At 59.2% G+C, this 21,759-nt stretch carries 19 protein-coding genes; 12 read left to right on the forward strand and 7 right to left on the reverse strand.

The genetic code is table 11. The features are described from left to right. Positions 1-91 precede the first annotated feature (91 nt). Positions 92-2,326, reverse strand: a complete 2,235-nt coding sequence (locus HU743_RS23730) for a DNA internalization-related competence protein ComEC/Rec2 (RefSeq protein ID WP_186651551.1) — start codon at positions 2,324-2,326, stop codon at positions 92-94. 135 nt (positions 2,327-2,461) lie between these two features. Here HU743_RS23730 and HU743_RS23735 point away from each other — a divergent pair, with 135 nt between their 5' ends. Beyond that, the gene (locus HU743_RS23735) at positions 2,462-2,980 is read left to right on the forward strand and encodes a DUF2062 domain-containing protein (protein ID WP_186546951.1); all 519 of its coding nucleotides are present in this window, start codon (positions 2,462-2,464) and stop codon (positions 2,978-2,980) included. Between the two features lie 146 nt (positions 2,981-3,126). Here HU743_RS23735 and HU743_RS23740 read toward each other — a convergent pair whose 3' ends face one another. The 4 genes from HU743_RS23740 to HU743_RS23755 all read right to left on the reverse strand — a co-directional run bounded on the left by HU743_RS23740 (position 3,127) and on the right by HU743_RS23755 (position 6,294). Continuing rightward, positions 3,127-3,906, reverse strand: coding sequence for an ABC transporter permease (locus HU743_RS23740; protein ID WP_186620801.1), 780 nt, complete (start codon positions 3,904-3,906; stop codon positions 3,127-3,129). Continuing rightward, on the reverse strand, positions 3,903-4,835 hold the full coding sequence (locus HU743_RS23745; RefSeq protein ID WP_186651553.1) for an ABC transporter ATP-binding protein: 933 nt from the start codon (positions 4,833-4,835) through the stop codon (positions 3,903-3,905). Before HU743_RS23745 ends, HU743_RS23740 begins: the two co-directional genes overlap by 4 nt. Positions 4,836-4,967: 132 nt before the next feature. Next, positions 4,968-5,591 (reverse strand): glutathione S-transferase, encoded by a 624-nt coding sequence (locus HU743_RS23750; protein ID WP_186651555.1) that lies wholly within the window; start codon positions 5,589-5,591, stop codon positions 4,968-4,970. 43 nt (positions 5,592-5,634) lie between these two features. After that, a complete protein-coding gene (locus HU743_RS23755; protein ID WP_186620805.1) occupies positions 5,635-6,294 on the reverse strand; it encodes a transglutaminase family protein in 660 nt (219 codons plus the stop codon). A gap of 247 nt (positions 6,295-6,541) precedes the next feature. Here HU743_RS23755 and HU743_RS23760 point away from each other — a divergent pair, with 247 nt between their 5' ends. Together HU743_RS23760 and HU743_RS23765 are read left to right on the forward strand one after the other, a co-directional pair. Beyond that, positions 6,542-8,989, forward strand: coding sequence for an acyl-CoA dehydrogenase (locus HU743_RS23760; protein WP_186651557.1), 2,448 nt, complete (start codon positions 6,542-6,544; stop codon positions 8,987-8,989). Positions 8,990-9,077: 88 nt separating this feature from the next. After that, positions 9,078-9,485: a PA2817 family protein gene (locus HU743_RS23765; RefSeq protein WP_090285247.1), complete on the forward strand. Its 408-nt coding sequence runs from the start codon at positions 9,078-9,080 to the stop codon at positions 9,483-9,485. A 3-nt stretch (positions 9,486-9,488) separates the two neighbouring features. Here HU743_RS23765 and HU743_RS23770 read toward each other — a convergent pair whose 3' ends face one another. Next, positions 9,489-9,668, reverse strand: coding sequence for a hypothetical protein (locus HU743_RS23770; protein WP_186651559.1), 180 nt, complete (start codon positions 9,666-9,668; stop codon positions 9,489-9,491). Positions 9,669-9,997: 329 nt separating this feature from the next. Continuing rightward, positions 9,998-10,996 (reverse strand): LysR family transcriptional regulator, encoded by a 999-nt coding sequence (locus HU743_RS23775; RefSeq protein ID WP_186546944.1) that lies wholly within the window; start codon positions 10,994-10,996, stop codon positions 9,998-10,000. 90 nt (positions 10,997-11,086) lie between these two features. On the opposite strand from HU743_RS23775, the gene HU743_RS23780 reads away from it, so the two are divergent. The 9 genes from HU743_RS23780 to HU743_RS23820 all read left to right on the forward strand — a co-directional run bounded on the left by HU743_RS23780 (position 11,087) and on the right by HU743_RS23820 (position 21,418). Further along, positions 11,087-11,713 (forward strand): alanyl-tRNA editing protein, encoded by a 627-nt coding sequence (locus HU743_RS23780; RefSeq protein ID WP_186651561.1) that lies wholly within the window; start codon positions 11,087-11,089, stop codon positions 11,711-11,713. An 89-nt stretch (positions 11,714-11,802) separates the two neighbouring features. Beyond that, a complete protein-coding gene (locus HU743_RS23785) occupies positions 11,803-12,573 on the forward strand; it encodes a 2OG-Fe(II) oxygenase (RefSeq protein WP_186546942.1) in 771 nt (256 codons plus the stop codon). A gap of 1 nt (position 12,574) precedes the next feature. After that, positions 12,575-13,213 carry a LysE family translocator gene (locus HU743_RS23790; protein ID WP_186651563.1) on the forward strand — a complete coding sequence of 213 codons (639 nt, stop codon included), beginning with the start codon at positions 12,575-12,577 and terminating at the stop codon, positions 13,211-13,213. A 186-nt stretch (positions 13,214-13,399) separates the two neighbouring features. Beyond that, a complete protein-coding gene (locus HU743_RS23795) occupies positions 13,400-15,139 on the forward strand; it encodes a dipeptidase (protein WP_186651565.1) in 1,740 nt (579 codons plus the stop codon). Between the two features lie 329 nt (positions 15,140-15,468). Further along, positions 15,469-16,287 carry a type IVB secretion system protein IcmH/DotU gene (gene icmH, locus HU743_RS23800; RefSeq protein ID WP_186651567.1) on the forward strand — a complete coding sequence of 273 codons (819 nt, stop codon included), beginning with the start codon at positions 15,469-15,471 and terminating at the stop codon, positions 16,285-16,287. Positions 16,288-16,316: 29 nt separating this feature from the next. After that, complete coding sequence (locus HU743_RS23805) at positions 16,317-16,574, forward strand: PAAR domain-containing protein (protein WP_186651569.1); 258 nt, start codon at positions 16,317-16,319, stop codon at positions 16,572-16,574. A gap of 25 nt (positions 16,575-16,599) precedes the next feature. Continuing rightward, positions 16,600-18,966: a type VI secretion system tip protein TssI/VgrG gene (gene tssI / locus HU743_RS23810; protein WP_186651571.1), complete on the forward strand. Its 2,367-nt coding sequence runs from the start codon at positions 16,600-16,602 to the stop codon at positions 18,964-18,966. Continuing rightward, the gene (locus tag HU743_RS23815; RefSeq protein WP_186651573.1) at positions 18,966-19,847 is read left to right on the forward strand and encodes a VRR-NUC domain-containing protein; all 882 of its coding nucleotides are present in this window, start codon (positions 18,966-18,968) and stop codon (positions 19,845-19,847) included. The genes tssI and HU743_RS23815 overlap by 1 nt, the downstream gene beginning before the upstream one ends. Positions 19,848-19,849: 2 nt before the next feature. Beyond that, positions 19,850-21,418: a type VI immunity family protein gene (locus HU743_RS23820; RefSeq protein WP_186651575.1), complete on the forward strand. Its 1,569-nt coding sequence runs from the start codon at positions 19,850-19,852 to the stop codon at positions 21,416-21,418. The last annotated feature ends 341 nt before the right edge of the window (positions 21,419-21,759 follow it).

Genomic DNA, 21,759 nt, shown 5'->3' on the forward strand with positions numbered 1-21,759 from the left:
CCCTCGAAAAAGTGCGCCACTTTACCATACCGATTGGCGTTTAAGACCCGCTGCCCCGACGACCGTGAGGTGGCATCCATGCTGGCACCGATCAATGGCCGGGCGCAGGCGGATCACGCCAGAAACGCCGCTGTTGACGCATCGTCCACGGCGGTTTGAAGCGACCCAGCTGCAAATGAATGGCGCCCTGCTCGGCGCTGTCGTAGATGCGCAGGCCTTGCTTGCGATAGCGCGCAAGCACGGTCGGATGCGGATGACCGAAGGCATTGCCGTGGCCTCGGGAGATCAGTACCGATTGCGCTTGCAGCGCGTTGAGCAGGGCCATCGATGATGAGCTGCGGCTGCCGTGATGCGGCGATTGCAGCCATTGCGTCGGCACCGCCAGAGGGCTGGCGAGCAGGACGCGTTCGGCGTGCGTGTCGATGTCGCCCGTGAGCAACAGGCGTTCGCCGTTGGCCTCGATTTGCAACACACAGGAACGCTGATTGCTATCATCAGCGTCCGACCATTGCCAGAGCTGGAACTGCACGCCATCCCACTGCCACTGCTCGCCACTTTCACAGGCTGCGACGTTCAGTTCCGCCGGCAGGTTTAGCGGATCGCCGCTGACGATCCGCGCCACCGGCAAGCCGCGCCTCACCGCCCGGGCACCGCCGGCGTGATCGGCATCGGCGTGGCTGAGCAGCATCAAATCGAGCTTTTGCACGTTGAGTTTGCGTAGCGCAGGCAGCACCACGCGTTCGCCCAGATCAAAATCACCAACACGCGGGCCGGCGTCATACAGAACCGCGTGGTGGCGGGTGCGAATCAGGATGGCAAGACCTTGGCCGACGTCGAGTTGCCAGATATCCGCCTGCCCTTCTTCTATTGGCTCTCGGGGCGGCAGCACCAATAGCAACATCAGCGGCCAGCCCAATGGGCGCAGCGGTACGCCACGGGGCAAAAGCAATAAGACCGCGCCGAGGCCGCCCACCGCCAGTGCCCAGAATGGAATGGCTGCGGGTATCCATGCCGGCCATTGTCCGGCGATCAGCGCAAGCCCGATAAACAGCCAGTCGATCAGGCCGCCCGCCAGCCACAGCAGCCCTTCGCCAACATAGGGCACGGGCAATGACAACGTTCCGAGCAATGCCGGCGGCAGCACCACAAGGCTGACCCAAGGCACCGCCAGCAGGTTCGCCAACGGCCCGCTCACGCTGATCGGCAGGCTCAAGGCCAGCAACACCGGGCACAACCCGATCGCGATCAACCACTGCGCGCGCGTCCAGGTCTGCCACCAGCGCCACGCGCCCAGCCGCCCGCCGAAGGTGAGAATCAGTACCGCCACCGCAGCAAAGGACAGCCAGAACCCAGGCCGCAAACTCGCCAGCGGATCAAGCAACAACACGCCGTTGAATGCCAATAACAACGGCCACCATGCACCGAGGTGGCGAAAGCGCAGGCGCCATAACAGCATCAGCGCCACCATCACACAGGCGCGCTGCACCGGCACGTCGAACCCGGCGAGCAGGCCGTAACCGAGCGCTGCGGCGAATGCCAGACCGCAGGCCCACGGTAGCCAGGGCCAGCGCAGCGGCCACAGCCCATAGCGCGCCAGCCCGGCGACCAGCAGATACACCACGGCCGCGAGCAAACCAATGTGCTGGCCGGAGATCACCAGCAAATGCACGGTGCCGGTGTCCTGCAGAATTTGCCAGTCCTCGCGGCTGAGACCGGAACCATCGCCCAGCACCAGCGCGGCGAGCGAGCCCTCGCGTCCCTGTGCATCCACTGCCAGCAAGCGCTGACGAAGACTGTCGCGCCAGGCATTGCGGGCTGGCGTGAGGCGTTGGCCGTCCTTGATCGTACCCGTCGCGCCGATGCGCTGCGCCAACAGCCAGGCCTCGTAATCGAACGCGTCTGGATTGAGCAGGCCACCGGGGCGCTTCAGCTTCACCGCCAGGCGCCAGCGCTCACCGCTTTTCACTGGCGGTCCGGCGTACCAGGCCAGGCGCATCAGCGACGGCAGCTTTGCATGGCGTGAGCGCGCATCGGCCAGCTCGAAACGCACCACGCCGTCACTGCTCTGCGGCAAGCCGACCACCCGTCCTTCGAGCCAGCGGGTTTCGCCGTCCAGGCGCGGCGGCAAGCGATCGTTCAGCGCCCACTGCGCGCCGACGCAGGCCCAGGTGAAGCCAAACAGAAAACACGCCAATGGATAGCTGCGAAAGGGCAGCAGCATCAACGCCATTACTGGCAGCACCACCAACAAACCGACCGGCGGCAAGGCCGGCATGAAAACCGGGGCCAGCAGACCGACTGCCAGCGCCATCATCCCTGTGCGCATATGCCCGTCCTTGAGAGTCCCCACCTAGGCATAGCCGGTGCCGGGCACGTCCGCCGTCAACAATTGTCACAAAGTCTGAATGGGTGGTTCGTAGAATCCAGACATACTTGCCGCCTTAACCGACCGAGAAGCCTTATGCCCCGGCGCTTATTCAAACGATACATGCCCGACCCGACGAGCATCAGGGAACACAAATCCTTACGCTTTCTCGGCACGTTGCTGCATGACCCTAACCTCTGGCACCTCAATCGCCATTCGGTCGCCCGGGCGATGGCGGTTGGCCTGTTCGCGGCCTTCCTGCCGATCCCGGCGCAGATGCTGGTGGCGGCTGCGCTGGCGGTGATGGTGCGCGGCAATATGCCGATCGCGGTGAGTCTGGTCTGGCTGACCAATCCGATCACCATGCCGGCGGTGTTCTTCTGCACCTATCAGGCCGGCGCGTTCTTGATGGACGTGCCCGCACGGCACCTGCCGGATGAGCTGACCTGGGAATGGATCAGCGGTGAACTGTCAACGTTGTGGCAGCCGTTTCTGCTGGGTTCGGTGGTGGTCGGCCTGGTGCTGGGCGCCCTCGCCTATTGCCTGGTGATGCTGTACTGGCGCTGGTGGGTGGCACGGCAATGGCGGCGGCGCAAGAAAAGTCGGCAGAAATGAATGAATGCAAAACGGCCTCCGCGATGGGAGGCCGTTTTTTTTACGCTGCCTGGACTGGCCCCTTCGCGAGCAGGCTCGCTCCCACAGAGAAAATCATTCCAATGTGGGAGCGAGCCTGCTCGCGAAGAAGGCGACGCGGTCTGTAATCAGGTGCGCATCCCGCGCCCGCTCACCAGCAACCGCGCACAGCCGAGATACAGCACCACCGTCGCCACCAACATGAAGGTGATGGCAATGCCGATGCGAATATCCGACACACCGAGAATCCCGTAGCGGAACGCATTGACCATGTGCAGCACCGGGTTGGCCAGCGACACGGTCTGCCAGAACGGCGGCAGCAAGGTGATCGAGTAGAACACGCCGCCCAGGTAGGTCAGCGGGGTCAGCACGAAGGTCGGGATGATCGAGATATCGTCGAAGTTACGCGCAAATACCGCGTTGATAAAACCCAGCAGCGAAAAGATCGTCGCCGTCAGCACCACCACCAGAATGGTCACGCCAAGGTGATGTACCTGCAAATCGGTGAAAAACAGCGACAGCATCGTCACGATCAGACCCACCGCCAAACCGCGCAATACGCCGCCAATGGTGAAGCCGATCAAAATCGTGTGCGGTGACACCGGCGAAACCATCAATTCTTCGATCGAGCGCTGGAACTTGCTGCCGAAAAAGCTGGAAACCACGTTGCCGTAGGAGTTGGTGATCACCGACATCATGATCAGTCCCGGCACGATGTACTCCATGTAGGTGAAGCCACCCATATCGCCGATCTGCCGGCCGATCAGGTTACCGAAGATTACAAAGTACAGAACCATGGTGATTGCCGGCGGCAGCAGGGTCTGCGGCCAGATCCGCATGAAGCGTTTGACCTCGCGGTAAACGATGGTTTGCAGGGCGACAAGGTTGGGACCGAACTCGGAACTCATACCGCCACCTTCGACAGATTTTTCTCCACCAGGGACACGAACAACTCCTCAAGGCGATTGGTTTTGTTACGCAGGCTCAGCACTTCGATGTTCTGCAGCGCCAGTTGGCCAAACAGCGCGGTGATGCCCATCGACTTGTCGACCTGGACTTCCAGCGTATGCGCATCGACCAGCCGCGACGGGTAGCCGACCAACTGCGGCGCGGCAGACAGATCGCCCTTGAGATCAAGCAGGAAGGTCTCGACATGCAACTGACTGAGCAACTGGCGCATGCTGGTGTTCTCGACAATCGTGCCGTGGTCGATGATGCCGATGTTGCGGCACAACTGTTCCGCCTCTTCCAGATAATGCGTGGTCAGGATGATGGTGATGCCTTTCTGGTTCAGCTCGGTGAGGAACGTCCACATCGAACGGCGCAACTCGATGTCGACGCCGGCGGTCGGCTCATCGAGGATCAGCAGGCGTGGCTCATGCACCAGCGCACGGGCGATCATCAGGCGCCGCTTCATGCCGCCGGACAGCGAACGCGACGGCACATCGCGCTTGTCCCACAGGCCGAGCTCGGTCAGGTACTGCTCGGCGCGCTCCTTGGCGATTTTCGCCGGGATGCCGTAGTAACCGGCCTGGGTCACGACGATGTCGAAGGTCTTTTCGAACTGGTTGAAGTTGAATTCCTGAGGCACGACGCCGATCGAGCGCTTGAGCGCCGCCGGGTTCTTGTCCAGGTCATGGCCGAAGATATTCACCGTGCCGCTGGTCTTGTTGACCAGGGTCGAGAGAATGCCGATGGTTGTGGATTTGCCGGCGCCGTTGGGGCCGAGCAAGGCGAAAAAATCACCTTCGGCGACGTCCAGATCGATACCACTCAAGGCCTGGAACCCGTTGCCGTAGGTTTTGGTTAGCTGCCGGATGGACAGAGCGGAACTCATATCTGATTTATGCACCAAGAAGGAAGGAAAGGAATAAATAAGGGCGGGCGGCGAGGGAAACAACCGCGACACGAAGCGCAATGGTGCTTGCCGTCGCCGCACAAGTACAGTCAAGTGTGTCGATAGTAATTATCAAGTCAACGCGGTCATGACCGCCTTCTGGTACGCCGGACGCTGCTTCAGGCGCTGGTACCAGGCGTGCAGATGGGGCTGCGCGGCGCGTTCGATGGGCATTTCGAACCAGGCATAAATGAAGCTGCCCAACGGGATGTCGCCCATGCCAATCTCGTTTCCGGACAGATAAGGCTGGCTGATCAAGGCATGGTCGGCCATGTTCAGCAATTCATCGCATTCCTTGATCGCGGCGTTGATCGCCTTCCAGTCCTGCTTCTCGGCAGGCGTGCGCAGCACACCCCAGAACACCGTGCGAAACGGCCCGGCGAAACTCGAAGTGGTCCAGTCCATCCATTTGTCCGCCGTTGCGCGGGCTTGCGCATCCGCCGGATACCAAGCGCTGTCTGGGGCGTGTTTGGCCAGCAGATAGCGAACGATGGCGTTGGATTCCCACAGCACGAAACCGTCATCCTCGATCACCGGCACCCGGCCATTCGGATTCATCGCCCGGTACTCGGGCGTGTCGACCACACCAAACGCGCCGCCGGCATCGATGGCCTCGTACGCCAAGCCCAGCTCTTCGGCAGCCCATAAGGGCTTTCTGACGTTCGACGAATTTTTCCGTCCCCAGATCTTCAGCATGACCGCCTCTTTGCAAGTGAGTGGACGGCCAGCATACGCCGGATCAGGTGCGACTCAAATCCGTCTGCATATCGCCCAGCAGGACCGGCAACTGCGCACTGAACAGATGCGGGTAGCACTTTTCCAGGTGTTCGAAGAAGAAAGTTTCCGGTACATCGGTGAACTGGCCGTGATCGATCAGATACTCCATCAACTGCGCGCCGTCACGGTTGAACGGGTGAAAAACGCTGTCGTTGATGCCATCGAAATCCAATGCTTCAACGTTAAACAACTCGCACAGTTGCTGATTGAACGCCGGAGTGGCCTTGACCCAGCGGCCATCGAGAAACAGCTCGGTATAGCCATGCATGGCAAACACATCGCTTTTCAGCAACTCGAGCAGACGCGGCGTCGACAGGTGATTGCGCACATCGGCCAGACCGATGCGCGCCGCAATTCCACAATGCCGCGCGCAACCGGCGAGCAGCGTGGCTTTCGGCACGCAGTAACTCTCCCCCGCTGCCAGCGCGTAGCTGCCACGCAAGGTTTGCGGATCTCGGCTGAAGGTGTAGGGGTTGTAACGCACCGCCTCGCGCACGGCGTAGTAAAGACTGATCGCCTGCTTACGCGGATCATGGCTGGCGCCGCGATGCCGCTCGGCGAACTCCACCACCGCCGGGTGGTCACTATCGATGAAGCGGCCGGGGCTCAGATACTCGTGCATGGCGGTAATCTCCTGGATGAGTCACGAGTCTAGCGACAGCCTGAGCACAGAGATAACGACGTTTCGGCCAAACCTGAAAGCAAAGCTGCGCAGCTACGAACGATTTCCCACACGTGTTGCCCACCGAACCTACAAAAACCATCCGGGGTTTCCCACGATTTCAATCACCATGCTCTGACCACCCGGTTTTACAGATGCCGTCTAAGCTCTGGAGGGTCGATTTGCCTTGGTTCACGGAGGACTGAATATGCTGTTGTTGTGGATACTGGTTTTGATCGTCGGCGTGGCGTATCTCGCCCACCGACGCATCGCCCCGCTGCCCGCGTTGGGCATCGTTGCCGTCTATTTACTGGCAATGGGGATTTTCAGTCACGCGCCGGGCTGGCTGCTGTTCATCTTCTGGGGCCTGCTGGCGGTGGTTGCCGCGCCGCTGTTGCTGCCTGACCTGCGCCGCAAACACTTCACTGCGCCGCGGTTCAACTGGTTTCAGAAAACCCTGCCGCCGATGTCGCAGACCGAACGCGACGCGATCGATGCCGGCACGGTGTGGTGGGATGGCGAGCTGTTCAGCGGCCGTCCGGACTGGGACAAACTGCTGTCCTACCCCAAGGTTCAGTTGAGCGAAGAAGAACAGGCTTTCATCGACGGGCCGACCGAAGAACTCTGCGCGATGGTCACAGACTGGCAGATCGGCCAGTCGATGGACCTGCCGCCCGAAGCGTGGACACACATCAAGGAACATGGCTTTTTCGCCCTGATCATTCCCAAGGAATACGGCGGCAAGGGTTTCTCCGCCTACGCCCACTCACAAGTGGCGATGAAACTGGCGACTCGCAGCGGCGACCTTGCCTCCACCGTGATGGTGCCCAACTCCCTCGGCCCGGCCGAACTGCTGTTGCATTACGGCACCGACGACCAACGCAATCACTATCTGCCGCGTCTGGCCCGTGGCGACGACATCCCTTGCTTCGCCCTCACCGGCCCGCTTGCCGGCTCCGATGCCGGAGCGATGCCCGACACCGGGATCATTTGCAAAGGCGAATGGGAAGGTGAGCCAGTCATTGGTCTGCGCCTGAACTGGGAAAAACGCTACATCACCCTTGGCCCGGTGGCGACCCTGCTCGGCCTCGCGTTCAAAGCTTACGACCCGGATCACCTGCTGGGCGACAAGGAAGACCTGGGCATCAGCCTCGCGCTGATTCCGACCGACACCGCCGGCGTGGAAATCGGCCGTCGCCATCTGCCGCTGGGCGCCGCGTTCATGAACGGCCCCAACGCCGGCAAGGACGTGTTCATTCCGCTGGACTACCTCATCGGTGGTCAGGAAATGCTCGGGAAGGGCTGGATGATGCTGATGAACTGCCTGTCGGTCGGGCGTTCGATCTCGCTGCCAGCGGTGGGTACCGGCGCGGCCAAGTTCACCAGTCTGGTCACCGGCCAGTACGCGCAGATTCGTGAGCAGTTCAATGTGCCGCTGTCCGCTTTCGAAGGCATTCAGGAAGCCATGGCGCGCATCGGTGGCAACGCGTGGATGATGGATGCGGCGCGGATGCTCACCGCCAACGCCGTGGATCTGGGCGAAAAGCCCTCGGTGCTGTCGGCGATCCTCAAGTATCACCTCACCGAGCGCGGCCGCGAGTGCATCAGTCACGCCATGGACGTGCACGGCGGCAAGGCGATCATCATGGGGCCGAACAACTACCTCGGTCGCAGCTGGAACGGCGCGCCGATCTTCATCACCGTGGAAGGCGCCAACATTCTCTCGCGCAACCTGATGATCTTTGGTCAGGGCGCGATCCGCTGCCATCCGTTCGTGCTCAAGGAAATGGCCCTCGCTGGTCGCGAAGACAAAGATCAGGCGCTCAAGGAATTCGATGGCCTGCTGCTCAAGCACATCGGTTTCGCCGTGAGTAATGCCGCCAGCACGCTGGTGCTGAACCTCGGCCTTGGCCACTTCGAACATGCGCCGGGCGACAAAATCAGCCAGGGTTACTTCCGTGCGCTCAACCGTCAGGCCGCCGCATTCGCCATGCTCGCCGACTTCAGCATGATGCTGCTGGGCGGCGAACTGAAACGCCGCGAACGTCTGTCGGCACGCCTGGGTGATGTGTTGAGCAACCTGTACCTGGCCTCCGCCGCACTCAAGCGCTATCACGATCTGGATTCGCCGCCGTACATGGAGCCGCTGTTCCGCTGGGCCATGGAAGAAAGCCTCGGCCAGTCGGAACGGGCACTGGATGAACTGCTGGGCAATTTCCCCAACAAAGTGCTCGGCTGCCTGTTGCGCGTCATCGTGTTCCCGTTCGGCCGACGCCATAAAGGCCCGTCCGACAAACTCGGTGCCGAAGTCGCGGCAGTCATCGGTCGCGCCAAGGGCGATCCGGCGCTGGAAGAACTGCTTGCCGGCTGCTATCGCCCGCAAGCACCGGACGATGCGGTGGGCGCCCTGCAACACGCCAGCGATCTGCTGAATGCTACACAACCGCTGCACAAAAAACTCCACATCGCCCTGAAAAACGGTCAGGTCAAACCGACTGCGGGCGAACACGCCATCGACGCGGCACTGGAAGCCGGCGTGCTGCAACCGCTGGAAGCGCAGAGCCTGCGTGATGCCGAAGCGGCACGCCGCAAAGTGATCGACGTCGATGATTTCGACAAAGAGGAGCTGGCGCTGGCCGAAGGAAAAATCCGCTGAGACGTGCTGACGTTTAGCGGTTATTTATGAAAAACGGGCGCGGGGGCTTTATACTCCCGCGCCCGTTTTGCTCTTGAGGACTTATCTCGTGTCCAACGTCGTTGCCGACCATCTTGTTTTGCTCGACCACCTGCGCAGTATCCTGGTCGCCGTAGGTGAGGCCGAACAGGTACCCGAAGAAAGCCATGCCCTGTTCCTCGAGCGCTTCGACGAACTGCTGGCCTCCCTGCCGATCGACCCTATCGAAAGCCAATACCTGGGCCAGGACATCCTCACCCAGGTCATCAGCCGCTACCCGCAAATCGCCCACCTGATCCCGCGCGATCTGCTGTGGTACTTCGCCGGCGACTGCCTGCACTACCTGTCCGACGAAGAAATCGACCTGTACCAGGCCCTCGAAGAACGCCGCTTCGAAGCCGAACAGAACGACGAACCCTTCGACTGGAACCAGGAAAAACAACTGATGGCCATGTCCGCACAGGACAGCAAACACTAATTTTCAACACACGATCAGAGGCCCGCTTGGAAATCCCATGCGGGCCTTTTTTTCAAGACCCAAAGCCCCCCCACAAAACCAAAACCAACCAAAACCAAAACCAAAACCAAAGCCAAACACCGCCCGCTCCTCACCACTCAAAACAATGAGCGCAAGCTCGAGTACCGCTCTTGATCTTGCCATGCCGGCCCCATCGGCAGGCTTCGTTACGGGATTGATCCGGGCGTGGGAGCGCAGCGACCGTACGACGCAGTCGTACACATCGAAAGGAGGTGCAGCGAAGCAAACCGGAGACGCTGCGCCCGGATCGATCCCGGAGCGAAGGAACCCCGAGCCCCAGCGAGCGGGCCGAACGCCGGGGCCCAGCCTTTTGGTTCCTTTTTGGCGTTTGAAAAAGGGACTCGCCGTAAGGGCGAAACCGCCAGAAGCACCACCCGAAGCAACGGATATTCACCCAAAACCCAAGCAGCCTGGTCGGCCCCAAGGCCGCCAAGTCCCCCAGAAAAAAACGCTCAAAGCAATCCCTCACTCTCAGGCAACTCATACGCCACAGCCGCGTTGCTCCCGCTAACCGATTTCCCAGGCTTGCCCAACGTCGGCTCCTTCTCCAGACACTCCACCAGATAATCAATAAACACCCGCAACTTCGGTGGCAAATAACGCGTCGGCGAATGCAGCAACCACAACCCGCCGTGGTAAGAGGCAAGGAACGTCCAGTCCGGCAACACCTGCACAATCAGCTTCTGCTCCAACGCATAACGCGCCGTGAAATACGGCAAACTGCCAATCCCGATATGCTGCAACACCGCCCCCAACCGCACGCCCGTATGATTGGCGGCATATCGCCCACGCACACCCACCGTCACCGCCTTGCTGCCCTTCTTGAATTTCCAGCGCGCATCGCTCGGCGTTTCGCCCAGATAAATACAACTGTGGTTGAGCAAATCGTGAGGATGCGTCGGCGTACCGTGTTCAGCCAGATATTGCGGCGTGGCGCAAAGCAAATGGTCGATGGTCAGCAACTGCCGCCCCACCAGACCGGCTGGGGGGCGATCGGTTATGCGAATCGCCAGGTCGACATGATCGTCAATCAAATCGACCTCGCGATCTTCCAGCAATAACTCCACATCCACTTTGGGGTAACGCCGCAGAAACTCCGGCATGTGCGGATGCACCACAAACCGCCCCACCGCTTTCGGCACACTGACGCGCACCAGGCCCTCCGCCTCATGGGTAAATTGGCCACTGATTTCCATCACCGAACGGGCCGCGCTGACCATCTCCCGGCAGCGCTTGAACACCTCTTCCCCGCCGTCACTCAAGCGCAGTTTGCGCGTGGTGCGTTGCAGCAAGCGGGTGGCCAGCGCTTTTTCCAGACGCGAAATACTGCGGCTCACCGCCGATGGTGACGAGCCCATCTGCCGAGCCGCTTCCGAAAAGCTGCCGGTCTCGACCACCTTGACGAAAATCGCCATTTCACCCAGCAGTGGCAGCGGTAGATTGATGCTCACAACGCACAAGTCCTTTGATGTTTGAACGGATTATCACGTTATTGCACGATTCATATAATAAAAATAGAAACTTCAATCAGGGCATGGAATATGACGCTTCGCCTTTTTTTCCATAGCGATGACCTCAAGGCGAATGTCGAAGTCCTCGACTGCACACCCTACGAGAACGAATTCGCCGTGGTGCTGCGCGCCACCTTGTTTCATCCGCAGGGTGGCGGCCAGCCTTACGACACGGGCTGGATCGGTGATGCCGAAGTGCTGCGGGTGGTTCAGGATCCCGAGCGAATCATTCATTACGTCGATCGGCCGGTGAGCCTTGGCATGACGCCGATCCGCGTCGACCGGGAACGCCGTCGTTATAACGCCCGCATGCATTCAGCGGGGCATTTGATCGGTCACTTCATTCAGGCCATGGGCTGGACGCCGGTCAAGGCGCACCACTGGCCAGACGAAGGCCGCGTCCAGTTCAAACCGGGCGACGCCGCGCAAGAAGTACAGGCGCAAGCCGTCCAGCACGGCATCGCGCAGTGGATCGAACACGATCTGCCGCGCCTGACCTCACTGCGCGAAGGCGCGCGGGAAATCGGTTTTGGAGAACTGCCGGCCTACGGCTGTGGCGGCACTCATGTACGCAGCCTGAAGGAATTGGGCACAGTCACGATCGCGTCCCTTTCGCAGAAGAAGGGCACGTTGTCCGTCCACTACAGCGTGGATTGAGCTTTTCGGGCGCTGCCGCCGCGCAGCGTCCGACGCCGGGGGAGCCGCATTCGAAGGTTCCGTTGACTATCGATAGATGGACCTAAACCATGATGCTAGACGTCGAGCGTCTCGATGAGACGTGCATAAAAAAACTGGCCAACGAAGAAGTCCTCGCCATCCGCCTCAAAAGCTTTTTGCCCGAGCCGCTGGCGATCGAGCTCGGCGACAAGATTCTCGCGCCGGGTTTTGAAGGCTACATCAACGCGCCGAGCATCGGCCGTATCGGCATGGCATTTTATGAGGCGGAAAACCAACCGTTACTGATCGAGGATTACTTCGAACGCGCCACCCGCAATATCGCCGAATTGCGCAATCGCTGCGCGCCCTACTCTTCCCCGGTCGACACCCTGCGCTGCATGCTCGATGAATCATGGCCGGCCGGTGCCCACCTGGAAAACCTCTACGGTCGCAAGATGTATGTCGGCCTGTCCCGCGTAGTCAAACCCGGCGTGTGCTTTCTGGCCCACCACGACATCTTCGCCAAAGACGCACCGGACAGCTTCCAGGCGCGCAGCCTCGAAGCGCAGTTCGCCTGCAACGTTTACCTGAACATGCCCACCGAGGGCGGCGCCTTGCAGATGTGGGAAGACGACATCACGCCGGACCAGTTCGATGAAATGCGTGGCGACAGCTACGGCATCGAGCCGTCGCTGCTGGGGCCGCCCGCCCTCGAAGTGCGACCGCAGCCCGGCGATTTCATCATGTTCAATTCGCGCCGTATGCACTCGGTCACCCCAGGCGTGGCGGATCCGCGCTTGAGCCTGTCCTTCTTTGTCGGCTATCGCGGCAATGCTTCCCCTCTGACTTTCTGGAGCTGACATGTTTTCCAACTACCTGGGCGAGTTTCTGGCGCTGGCAACTATTCACTTTCTCGCCGTGGTCGCACCCGGCCCGGACTTCGCCGTGACCATTCGCCAGAGCGTTCGCTTCGGCCGACTGGTGGGGATTTGCACCGCGCTGGGTATTGGCGCGGGGATTTCCGTGCACGTGTTGTACACCTTGCTCGGTGTCGGCGCCTTGATGCACACCACGCCTTGGCTGCTGACGGTGGCCAAAGTGGTCGGCGGCGCATACATCCTTTATCTGGGCATCAGCCTGATCCGCAGCAAACCGAAGAGCAGCGTCGAAGGCGAAAAAAACACTGACGAGCCGCTGGTCGAACAGTCGTTGTTCAAAGCATTCAGCACCGGTTTTCTGACCAACGCGACGAACCCCAAGGCCACGCTATTTTTCCTCGCAATCTTCACCACGATCATCAGCGCCAGCACACCGCTGCAGATCCAGGCGTTCTATGGTTTGTGGATGTGTTTTGTCAACGCGCTGTGGTTCGTGATCGTCGCGCTGTTTTTTTCCAGTAACAAAGTGCGCCTGCTGTTCATGCGCCTCGGACATTGGTTCGAGCGCAGCATGGGCGTCATTCTGATCCTGTTTGCCGGACGCCTGATGCTATCGATGTAAGTCACACAAAAAAGTCCCGGCCATCACCCGCCGGGACTTTTCATTTGTGCGCCTCTTTTGCATTTCTGTGCGACAGATCAAGTTTGTGACTCCCTCTTCACCCGCTCACGGTGTTAGGTTGCAAAATGTTTCTGTCGCAAGCGTCAGACATACTTTCCCAATCTCTAGCAAAGGAATGCCTGTTACATGGTCTTTTCCCTGAAAAAACTGGCCGCCGCCACTCTGGTCCTAGCCAGCCTCACCGCGTTTACCAGCGCCGCCCAAGCCAACATCACTGCCGAGCAGAGCGCAGCGATCCTGAAATCCTTCGACGGCAAGAACGTAGCGGACTTCCGCAGCTTCCTCGGCAGCCTGGCGAAAAGCGACCTGGCCAAAACGGACAACCTCAACCCGTCCGTCAGCGCCTTCCTCGACAACAAAACCTTGAATGCCGAACAGCAGAATGAAATCCATCGCCTGCTGGGTATCTACACCCGTGTGAAATACGGCAAGGCCGCGCTGGAAACACTGCACCAACTCGTCGAGATTCCGACCTTCCGCAAGGACGGCGTGGCGCAACACGACAACCCTGAATTCATCAAGATTGCCGGTGAGATTCAGAAACTCGCCGAATCCTTCAATCTGAAATTCCGCAATGTCGATAACCGTGTCTACGAAATCTCTCTGGACGGCAAAGGCAACGAAGTCGTCGGAATTCACGCGCACGCCGATGTGGTGCCAGTAACACCGGAAAACTGGGTGCTCAAGGACGGCACCAGGCTCGACCCGTTCAAGGTCACGCTGATTGGCGATCGCATGTACGGGCGCGGCACCGAGGACGACAAGAACGCCATTGTCGTCGCGCTGTACGCCATGAAGGTGATCAAGGACGAGAAACTGCCGCTGGCGCGTAACTTCAAGTTGCTGGTCGATACCACCGAGGAAACCACGGGCAACGCCATCCCTTACTATTTCGAGCGTAACCCGACGCCCACCTACAACATGGCGCTGGACGGCGGTTACCCGGTGGTGATTGCCGAGAAGGGCTACGGCACCGTCATGGCCAACTTCGCCAAGCGCAAGGCCGAGGGCAACGGCGCAGAAATCGTGTCGATGACTGGCGGCAAGGCGACCAACCAGATTCCGTCCGCCTCAGTGGTGACACTGGTAACCGACAAACCTGCCGAGCTGGCAGCGAGCCTGCAAAAAGCCGGAGACGCCTACGCCAAAGCCAACGGCGGCGACTTCCAGGTTGCTGCAAAAGTTGAAGGCAAAGACGTCAAGTTGACCGTCACCGGCGTTTCCGCGCACTCCTCCGAACCCGAGTCGGGCATCAACCCGGTCGCACGCATGCTGAGCTTCATCAACAGCCTGGACGGCAAAGTCGCGCTCAAGCACAACCAATTCACCGACGCCGCGCGCTATGCCGACGACAACTGGGGCCTCGACTATCTGGGCAAGAAACTCGGGGTGGGCTTCTCGGACGCGTTCATGGGACCACTGACGACATCCCTGACCTATGTGGGTGAGGATGACAAAGCCTTCAAGCTGGCGGTCAATTTGCGCGTGCCGAAAGGCAAGTCTCCAGAAAAACTCAAGGCTGAGCTCGCTGAAAAACTGGATGCCTGGAGCAAGAAGACTCACGTCGCTGTAGCGTTCGACTACTCAGTGGCCGAACCGATGTATCGCAACCCCGAGGGTGAGTGGGTCAAGGCGTTGCTCGCAGTGGCCAGCGAAAACCTCGGCATGAAGTCAGAGTTCGGTACTTCCGCTGGTGCGACCTCGGTTCACGAATTGCCGAACGGGGTGCAATTCGGCCTGGCTCGGCCTGAGGCCAAATACACCGGGCACACCGATGGCGAATTCAAAACCGTGGATCAGTTCCTGCTCGATTTGCAGATCGTCACGGAAATGATGGGGCGTGTCGGGCAGTTGCCGAAGCTGTAAAGCGCTGTTTAAACCCGGTCAGCGATAATCGGGTCGAGATAAGAAAGGACCTGTTAAAGGTCCTTTTTTATTCCAAGTGCGTCCGTGGAACGCTGCGCAGAGCATGCCCAACCTATGCGCAAGGACTCTAGCCACATCAGCCGCCGAAAGGCCCCCGCCAAAGACAGCCAAAACTGACAGCCTATTACACCGGTAATTGTAGGACATCTCTTGATCGTCCACGCCCTCTTGAAGCGCCAAACCTTGCCTGCCTAGAGTGGCGCCAGCAGCGAACATCCATGCAGGACTGGCGTTGCAGCTCTCAACCCATAGATAGAAGAGTGCACGCGATGAGTGACGCCGTATCGAACAGAGCCACCCACACAGAACCCGCACCTGTCGCCTCGCCCGAAAACACCCTTGAACCGACGTCTACTGGCACCAAACCCGAACCGCTGCTGGCAGATCCCGAATTCGTCATGCGCGGCCTGGCCTGGAACCCGCTGTGCGATGCCGCCACGCCGCTGATCGGCCTAGTGATTCGCCTGCGCCGCCTGGACCAACACGACAACGTGCCCGCGCTCTATCAAAGCGTCAGCAACCAGATCACTACGATCATGGAAGAAGTCAGCCAGCTCGACTACGACGCCGGCATGCTCAAGACCTACTCCTACAGCCTGTGCCTGTTGTTGGACGAGGTAGTCATGCGCACTGCCTGGGGCAAGTCCTCCACTTGGAGTGCACGCTCACTGCTCAGTCAGTTTCATGGGGAGACGTGGGGCGGCGAAAAATTCTTTACCGTCATGAACAACATGATCCCCGAAGCGGCCAGGTACCAGCATGTACTTGAGTTCATGTACCAGTGTTTGATCTCCGGCCTCAAAGGCAAATATGGCGCCCGTATCAACGGCGATGCCGAAATACAGAAGATCATCGACCAGTTGCACGGCCTGCTGCGCCCCTTGCGCGGCGAGACGCCCAAGCGTCTGACCGACCCGCTGAAAAACGTGGCGCCGCGCAACTACCGGATCAAACGCGCCTGGCCGTTGTGGACGCCGTGGGCCATGGCCGCCGTCGTGCTGACGGTCGCCTACACGATCTACTCGATCCGCCTGAACGCCATCACCCAAGAAGTCCTTGCGTCACTGGACAAAATTCTCAAGCTCTAACTCCCGTGTGAACGCCATAAGGAGGCTCTATGCCTGCCGTCGTTTTGGTCGGTCACGACCATGCTTGTCCAGCGTGTGGCCCAGCCACTGTCGCCAGTGGATCAGGGAGTCTCACTGTCAATGGCCGGGCTGTTGCACGCGCTGGCGACACACTCAGTTGCGGTGCCGTGATCATCAGCGGTTCACCCTCGATGATCATCAACGGCAAGGCCGTAGCCCGTGTCGGCGATAGCACCGACCACGAAGGCGTGCTGGAAAACGGCGACGCCAGCTGGTTGATCAACTGACCCGGACTCACCACAAGGAGGTTTCATGCCACGCCAAAGCGACCTGCGTTACACCTTCGAACCGCTGCGGGGCGATCCTTTCGAAGTGGTCTCGTTCACCCTTGAAGAAGGACTCTCCCAGCCCTTCAAACTCGAACTGGAGCTGGTCAGTCACCACCCGGCCATCGACTTCTACCGCATGCTTGACCTGGCCGCCGTGTTCACCATCTGGCGCGATGACACTCCAGTGCGCTACGTCCACGGTTTGGTCAGTCTCTTCCAGCAGGGCGACACCGGCTTTCGCCGCACCCGTTACACCGCCATAGTCGAGCCAACCCTGAAGCGTTTCGACCTGCGTTCCAATTGGCGGATCTTCCAGAGCCAAACGGTGCCAGACATCATCACCAGCATGCTGGCCGAGCAGAAACTGACCGATATCCGCAGCGAAATCTGCTTCGAGCACCAACCCCGCGAATACTGTGTGCAGGCCGGCGAAACCGACCTCGACTTCATCGCCCGCCTCGCCGCAGAAGAAGGCCTGCTCTACACCTTCGAACACCGTGCCGACGGCCACACGCTGATCCTGACAGACCGCGTCGGCGGCCTCGGCACCATCGGCACCCACACCGATTGCCCGGTAATCTACCAGGCCATGGGTGGCGGCGATTCCATGGAGCCGGCCCTGACCCGCTTCCACTACACCGAACAAGTGCGTACCGCCCGCCAGGTGCAGCGCGACTACACCTTCACCCACCCGCGCTACAACCAGCAGCACACCGCCACCGGCGACCAGGACCTGAACAACCAGCACAAGGACTATGAACGCTACGACTATCCCGGGCGCTACAAACGCGATATCGCCGGCAAGCCCTTTACCAAGACCCGCCTGGCAGCCCTGCGCAACGACGCCAAATTGGCCCATGTGGAAGGCGACGATGAACGTCTGCAACCGGGGTTGGCGTTCGACCTGAACGATCATCCCCGCGAGGACTTCAATGACCGCTGGCGCACCATCGCCATCAGGCACGAAGGCAAGCAGCACACCAGCCTGCAGGAAGAATCGTTTGGCAGTGGCCTCGGTACCTCCTACACGTTAAAGGCCAGCGCCATCCGCTGGACCTCCGATTGGAAGGCACCGCTACGCGACAAACCCTGCATCGATGGCCCGCAGATCGCCACGGTGGTTGGGCCTCCCGGTGAAGAGATCTATTGCGATGAATGGGGCCGGGTCAAGGTGCAGTTTCCTTGGGACCGTTCGGACAAAAACAACGATCAGAGTTCGTGCTGGATTCGTGTGGCCCAAGGCTGGGCCGGTGCGACTTGGGGCGCCATGGCCGTGCCTCGGATCAATCAGGAACTGATCATCAGCTTTTTGGACGGCGATCCTGACCAGCCGATCGCCACGGGGCGGACCTACCGCCAAACAAATCTGCCGCCGTATGAGCTGCCCAAGCACAAAACACGAATGACCATCAAAACCCGCACCCACAAGGGCTCTGGCTTCAACGAGCTGCGCTTTGAGGATGAACTGGGCCACCAGGAAGTGTTCATCCATGCCGAAAAAGACAAGAACGTCCACATCAAACACAACAACACCACCTACGTGGGTAACGACCGAAGCGAGAGGGTCGAACACGACGAGCAGGTAGACATCGGCCATAACCGCAACGAGCGTGTAGGTAACGATGAGCACATTGCTATTGTGCAGGATCAGCATCTGGAACTGGGCCGTGATCGAATTCAGACGCTAGGGCGTAACCATCACACCAGCATCGGCGGGGACCGCGTCGAGGAAATCGCCAACAACCGGCACGATAAAATTGCCGCTGACCATAACATTCAGATCGGAGGCAGTGCTGAGCAATCAGTCCGGAACCGCTATTACCTGTCCGCTGGGCAATGCATTGAGCAAAAAACGACAGTGTTCGATGTCACATCGGGAGAACGCATTGTCCTGAGAGCCCCCGGCGGCAGCATCACGATTGATAGCGATGGCATTACTCTTGATGGGCTGACCATCAAGATCAAAGGCCCCGTCAGCGCGGATGCAATCGGTACGGGCAATCCGCTTGGCAGTCCACAATCACCTCCCGCGCCGCCTGGAGCATTTTTGGGACGTTACACATTGCTGAAGAGCGATCAGCGTGCCTTCGCAGGCTATCGGTATCGCATCACCGATGGCGCCACCCTACTGACGGAAGGCCTGACTTGCCCCCAAGGGGGAACTGATTGGACTGTTACCGAGGCATCCAGATCCGTGCAGGCCCAAAAGGCAATCATGCGCGACGATCAGCGAATCACCGAAAGCTGGCAGCCCTATCTGATGGCTTTCGATGATGAAGCCCCACCTGGAGAGACCAAGGCCATTTTTCCTGATGACTTTCTTGCTCAGCACAGTGGAGACCTCGACTGATGCCAGTAGCCCCCATTGTCCGTACTCTCGCTCACGTCATCGACAGAGCCTATCGGGCCTACCGAGCAAACCAGGCTTATGAAAACGCAAAAACCGCCGCCGAGTTGGCCCAACTTGCAGTAGAGATCAACGAGCGAAGAAACCAGATTAAAAAAATGCTTCGAGCAACTATCGAAGCAATGACGCGTGAAATCGACGTTAAAAGCTCCACGTTTGCCGCAGTGGATCCGGGCGGCAACAGCACGGTTTCTCGAAGAGGCAAGGAGAACTTGAATTTCAAGGAATATATCGAACGTAAAGTGCCTTTTCGCCCAGCTATTAGCCAAGTCTGCACAGTTGCCCTGCAGATGCCGATCAAGGTGCCACGCCGCATTCGTAAGAAAATCGCTGGCGATAGCGTGGAAACCACGATTGAGGTTGCACTCAAACAGTTCACCGCCTCGCTGTTCTTTGAATCCGTAGACGAGGCACTGGAATGGCGAAGTCCACTCAAGGCCGAGCCCAATTACAACGGCAGCAGCAAGAAAGCCTTACTGGGGATCCCTGCAACTCGTCCCAAACGGTTCGGCAGCGATATTCAGCCGTTTTGGCCACGGCCTAGAGGATTGCTAGCGCCTGATCTAGTCGTTGTTGAGTACCGACAAGAGCCATTCGAATCGGAAAATGTGTTTGCGGCGGTAGAAATCAAGTTTCCAGGGGATTGGGTAAAACAAAAACAAATCGACCAATACGCTGAGCTTATGGAGCCGAGAACCGGCGTCAACCGAGAAAAGATTGGTCGGGAGAAAGTGGCCTTGCTACGGGTGCCGGAGGATTGCACTGGCTTCCATGCAGATGAAAACAAATCCAAGCCAAGCGAACAGGCACGGAGGAAGAAATAACTATGAGCACTACTCATCAGATGTTTACCACCGAAGAGAGAGATCTCTTTATCGAGCTCCTTAAGGAATGGCCAAACTCGGAATCAGGCACTGAGGAAGCTTCACATAGCGTCAGCCCTTTCATTAACTTCTATTTCCCTCCTCGCCCGGACAAACACCAAGAAGAAGCGCTGCTGATGGTGGATATCCATGAAGCCTTCGAACAACTCCTTGGCAAGCCTTACACTGTTGGCACCCATCCGATTTCGGAACGCCCACACCCATATGGCTCGGCACGCCTGCCAAACCTGCGCGAACAGGCCAGGAAAAGTTTCGACAACGAAGCCTTTGTTTTTAATTTTACCGACGAAAAAAATCATGCCTCGTCACCGACGACAGCAGGATATTTCTGGCGCACATGGTTCAAAAAATACGAAGGAAGAAGAACCGCGCACTCCTCAGTCACGTTCTATTACCGCTGGCAATGGTGGCTGGACAACCGCGAAGCGTGGCGCCGCTTTGTGTTCAAGACCATTGATCTGCTCAAGGCGCATCAGGTCTACAGTGGCTTCGCCATGGCCAACCCACTCGAATTTGGTACGCGATCAGCCGTCACCACTTGGGAGCGAGCACTCGCCCCCAGCTTCTACGGCCTGGATATCGACTACGCGTTCAGCATGCGCGGCGAACTGCTCAATGGCATCCGTCCCCCCACCTGGGCCTTCCTCCTCTCCGACCACTGGCGCGAAAAGCTTGACCTGACCCGCGAACAAGTACGTTCGGCACTGTCTCATCGCCGCATCAGCATCACCGAGTTACAAAGCGGCCAATGGATCGAACTGGGCGAACAGCCAGAATTGTATCCGGTCGAACAAGGCGTGCCCGAACTACCCATGCTCTTGAACAAACTGCTCAAGCCTATCCGCTACGACGACTTGGGTTTGCTGGGCTTCGGCCAATGGGACGGCGACCCCAACGAGCGTTTCACGGATGCTGACAGCCGTCGCTGGATGGCCCGCTTTGACCCTGACAGCGATTGGCCGACGCCAACAACGCGCTTTATCGCTCCACCCTCAATGCCTTCCGGCCAAACCTCTGCGCCCCTAACTCTTCGCAGCGTAGCGGGAACCGCTTGCATTCAATCCGGATGGTGGCTGGTTCCAGGACGGGCGGAAACCCGACAAGCTTTCAAACAGGGCGAAATAATGCCAAACGTCGCCGGGGCGTCCACGGACGACTGGGTGACCTGGCAGCGTGACCTTGATCAGACACCACCCGAGCCTGCGCGCTTTGCCAACACCCATGATCCGGCTCCTCGCGCGGGACGCTGGGAACTTGAAAACGACCGCTTCGTCGCATGCGACGTTCAATTGAACGAACCACTCCCCGCCCACGAAGGACGCGTGGTGAAATGGCATTGGTCAGTCAGCGGGATGCGTGCGAATAGCGGTCAGCCCTGCCCATATCCGGGTGCCTGGGTGTGTGAGTACAGGCCGGGAAATCAGCAAGTCATTGAGTATGACGCTGTCATGCCGACAGTGAATGGTGAAAGAGTCGTCTGGCTTTGGAAGGGGCTGGAGCCATCGAGATAGCGACGCACAGCAACCCAAGTCGATATTTTCTCGGCCTCCGAGCCTCCTTTCACCAGCGGCTGGCAAAGGTTTGCAACGGGGTCGGCGCGCCGGTGACCAACAAGGCCATACGCCGCGACAGCCGAAATTCAGCAAGCTGCGCCGCGGATGGATTTGGTAAGGTCGGGCTCAATATGAAAAGGACCTGCGACAGCTCCTTTTTTACCGCCACCACAAACCGCGCACAAACAAAAACGCCGATCATCACTGATCGGCGTTTTTGTGAAATTGGAGCGGGAAACGAGACTCGAACTCGCGACCCCGACCTTGGCAAGGTCGTGCTCTACCAACTGAGCTATTCC

It is taken from the genome of Pseudomonas sp. SWRI99, assembly GCF_014270125.1.
GTDB classification, from domain to species: Bacteria; Pseudomonadota; Gammaproteobacteria; order Pseudomonadales; family Pseudomonadaceae; genus Aquipseudomonas; species Aquipseudomonas hamedanensis.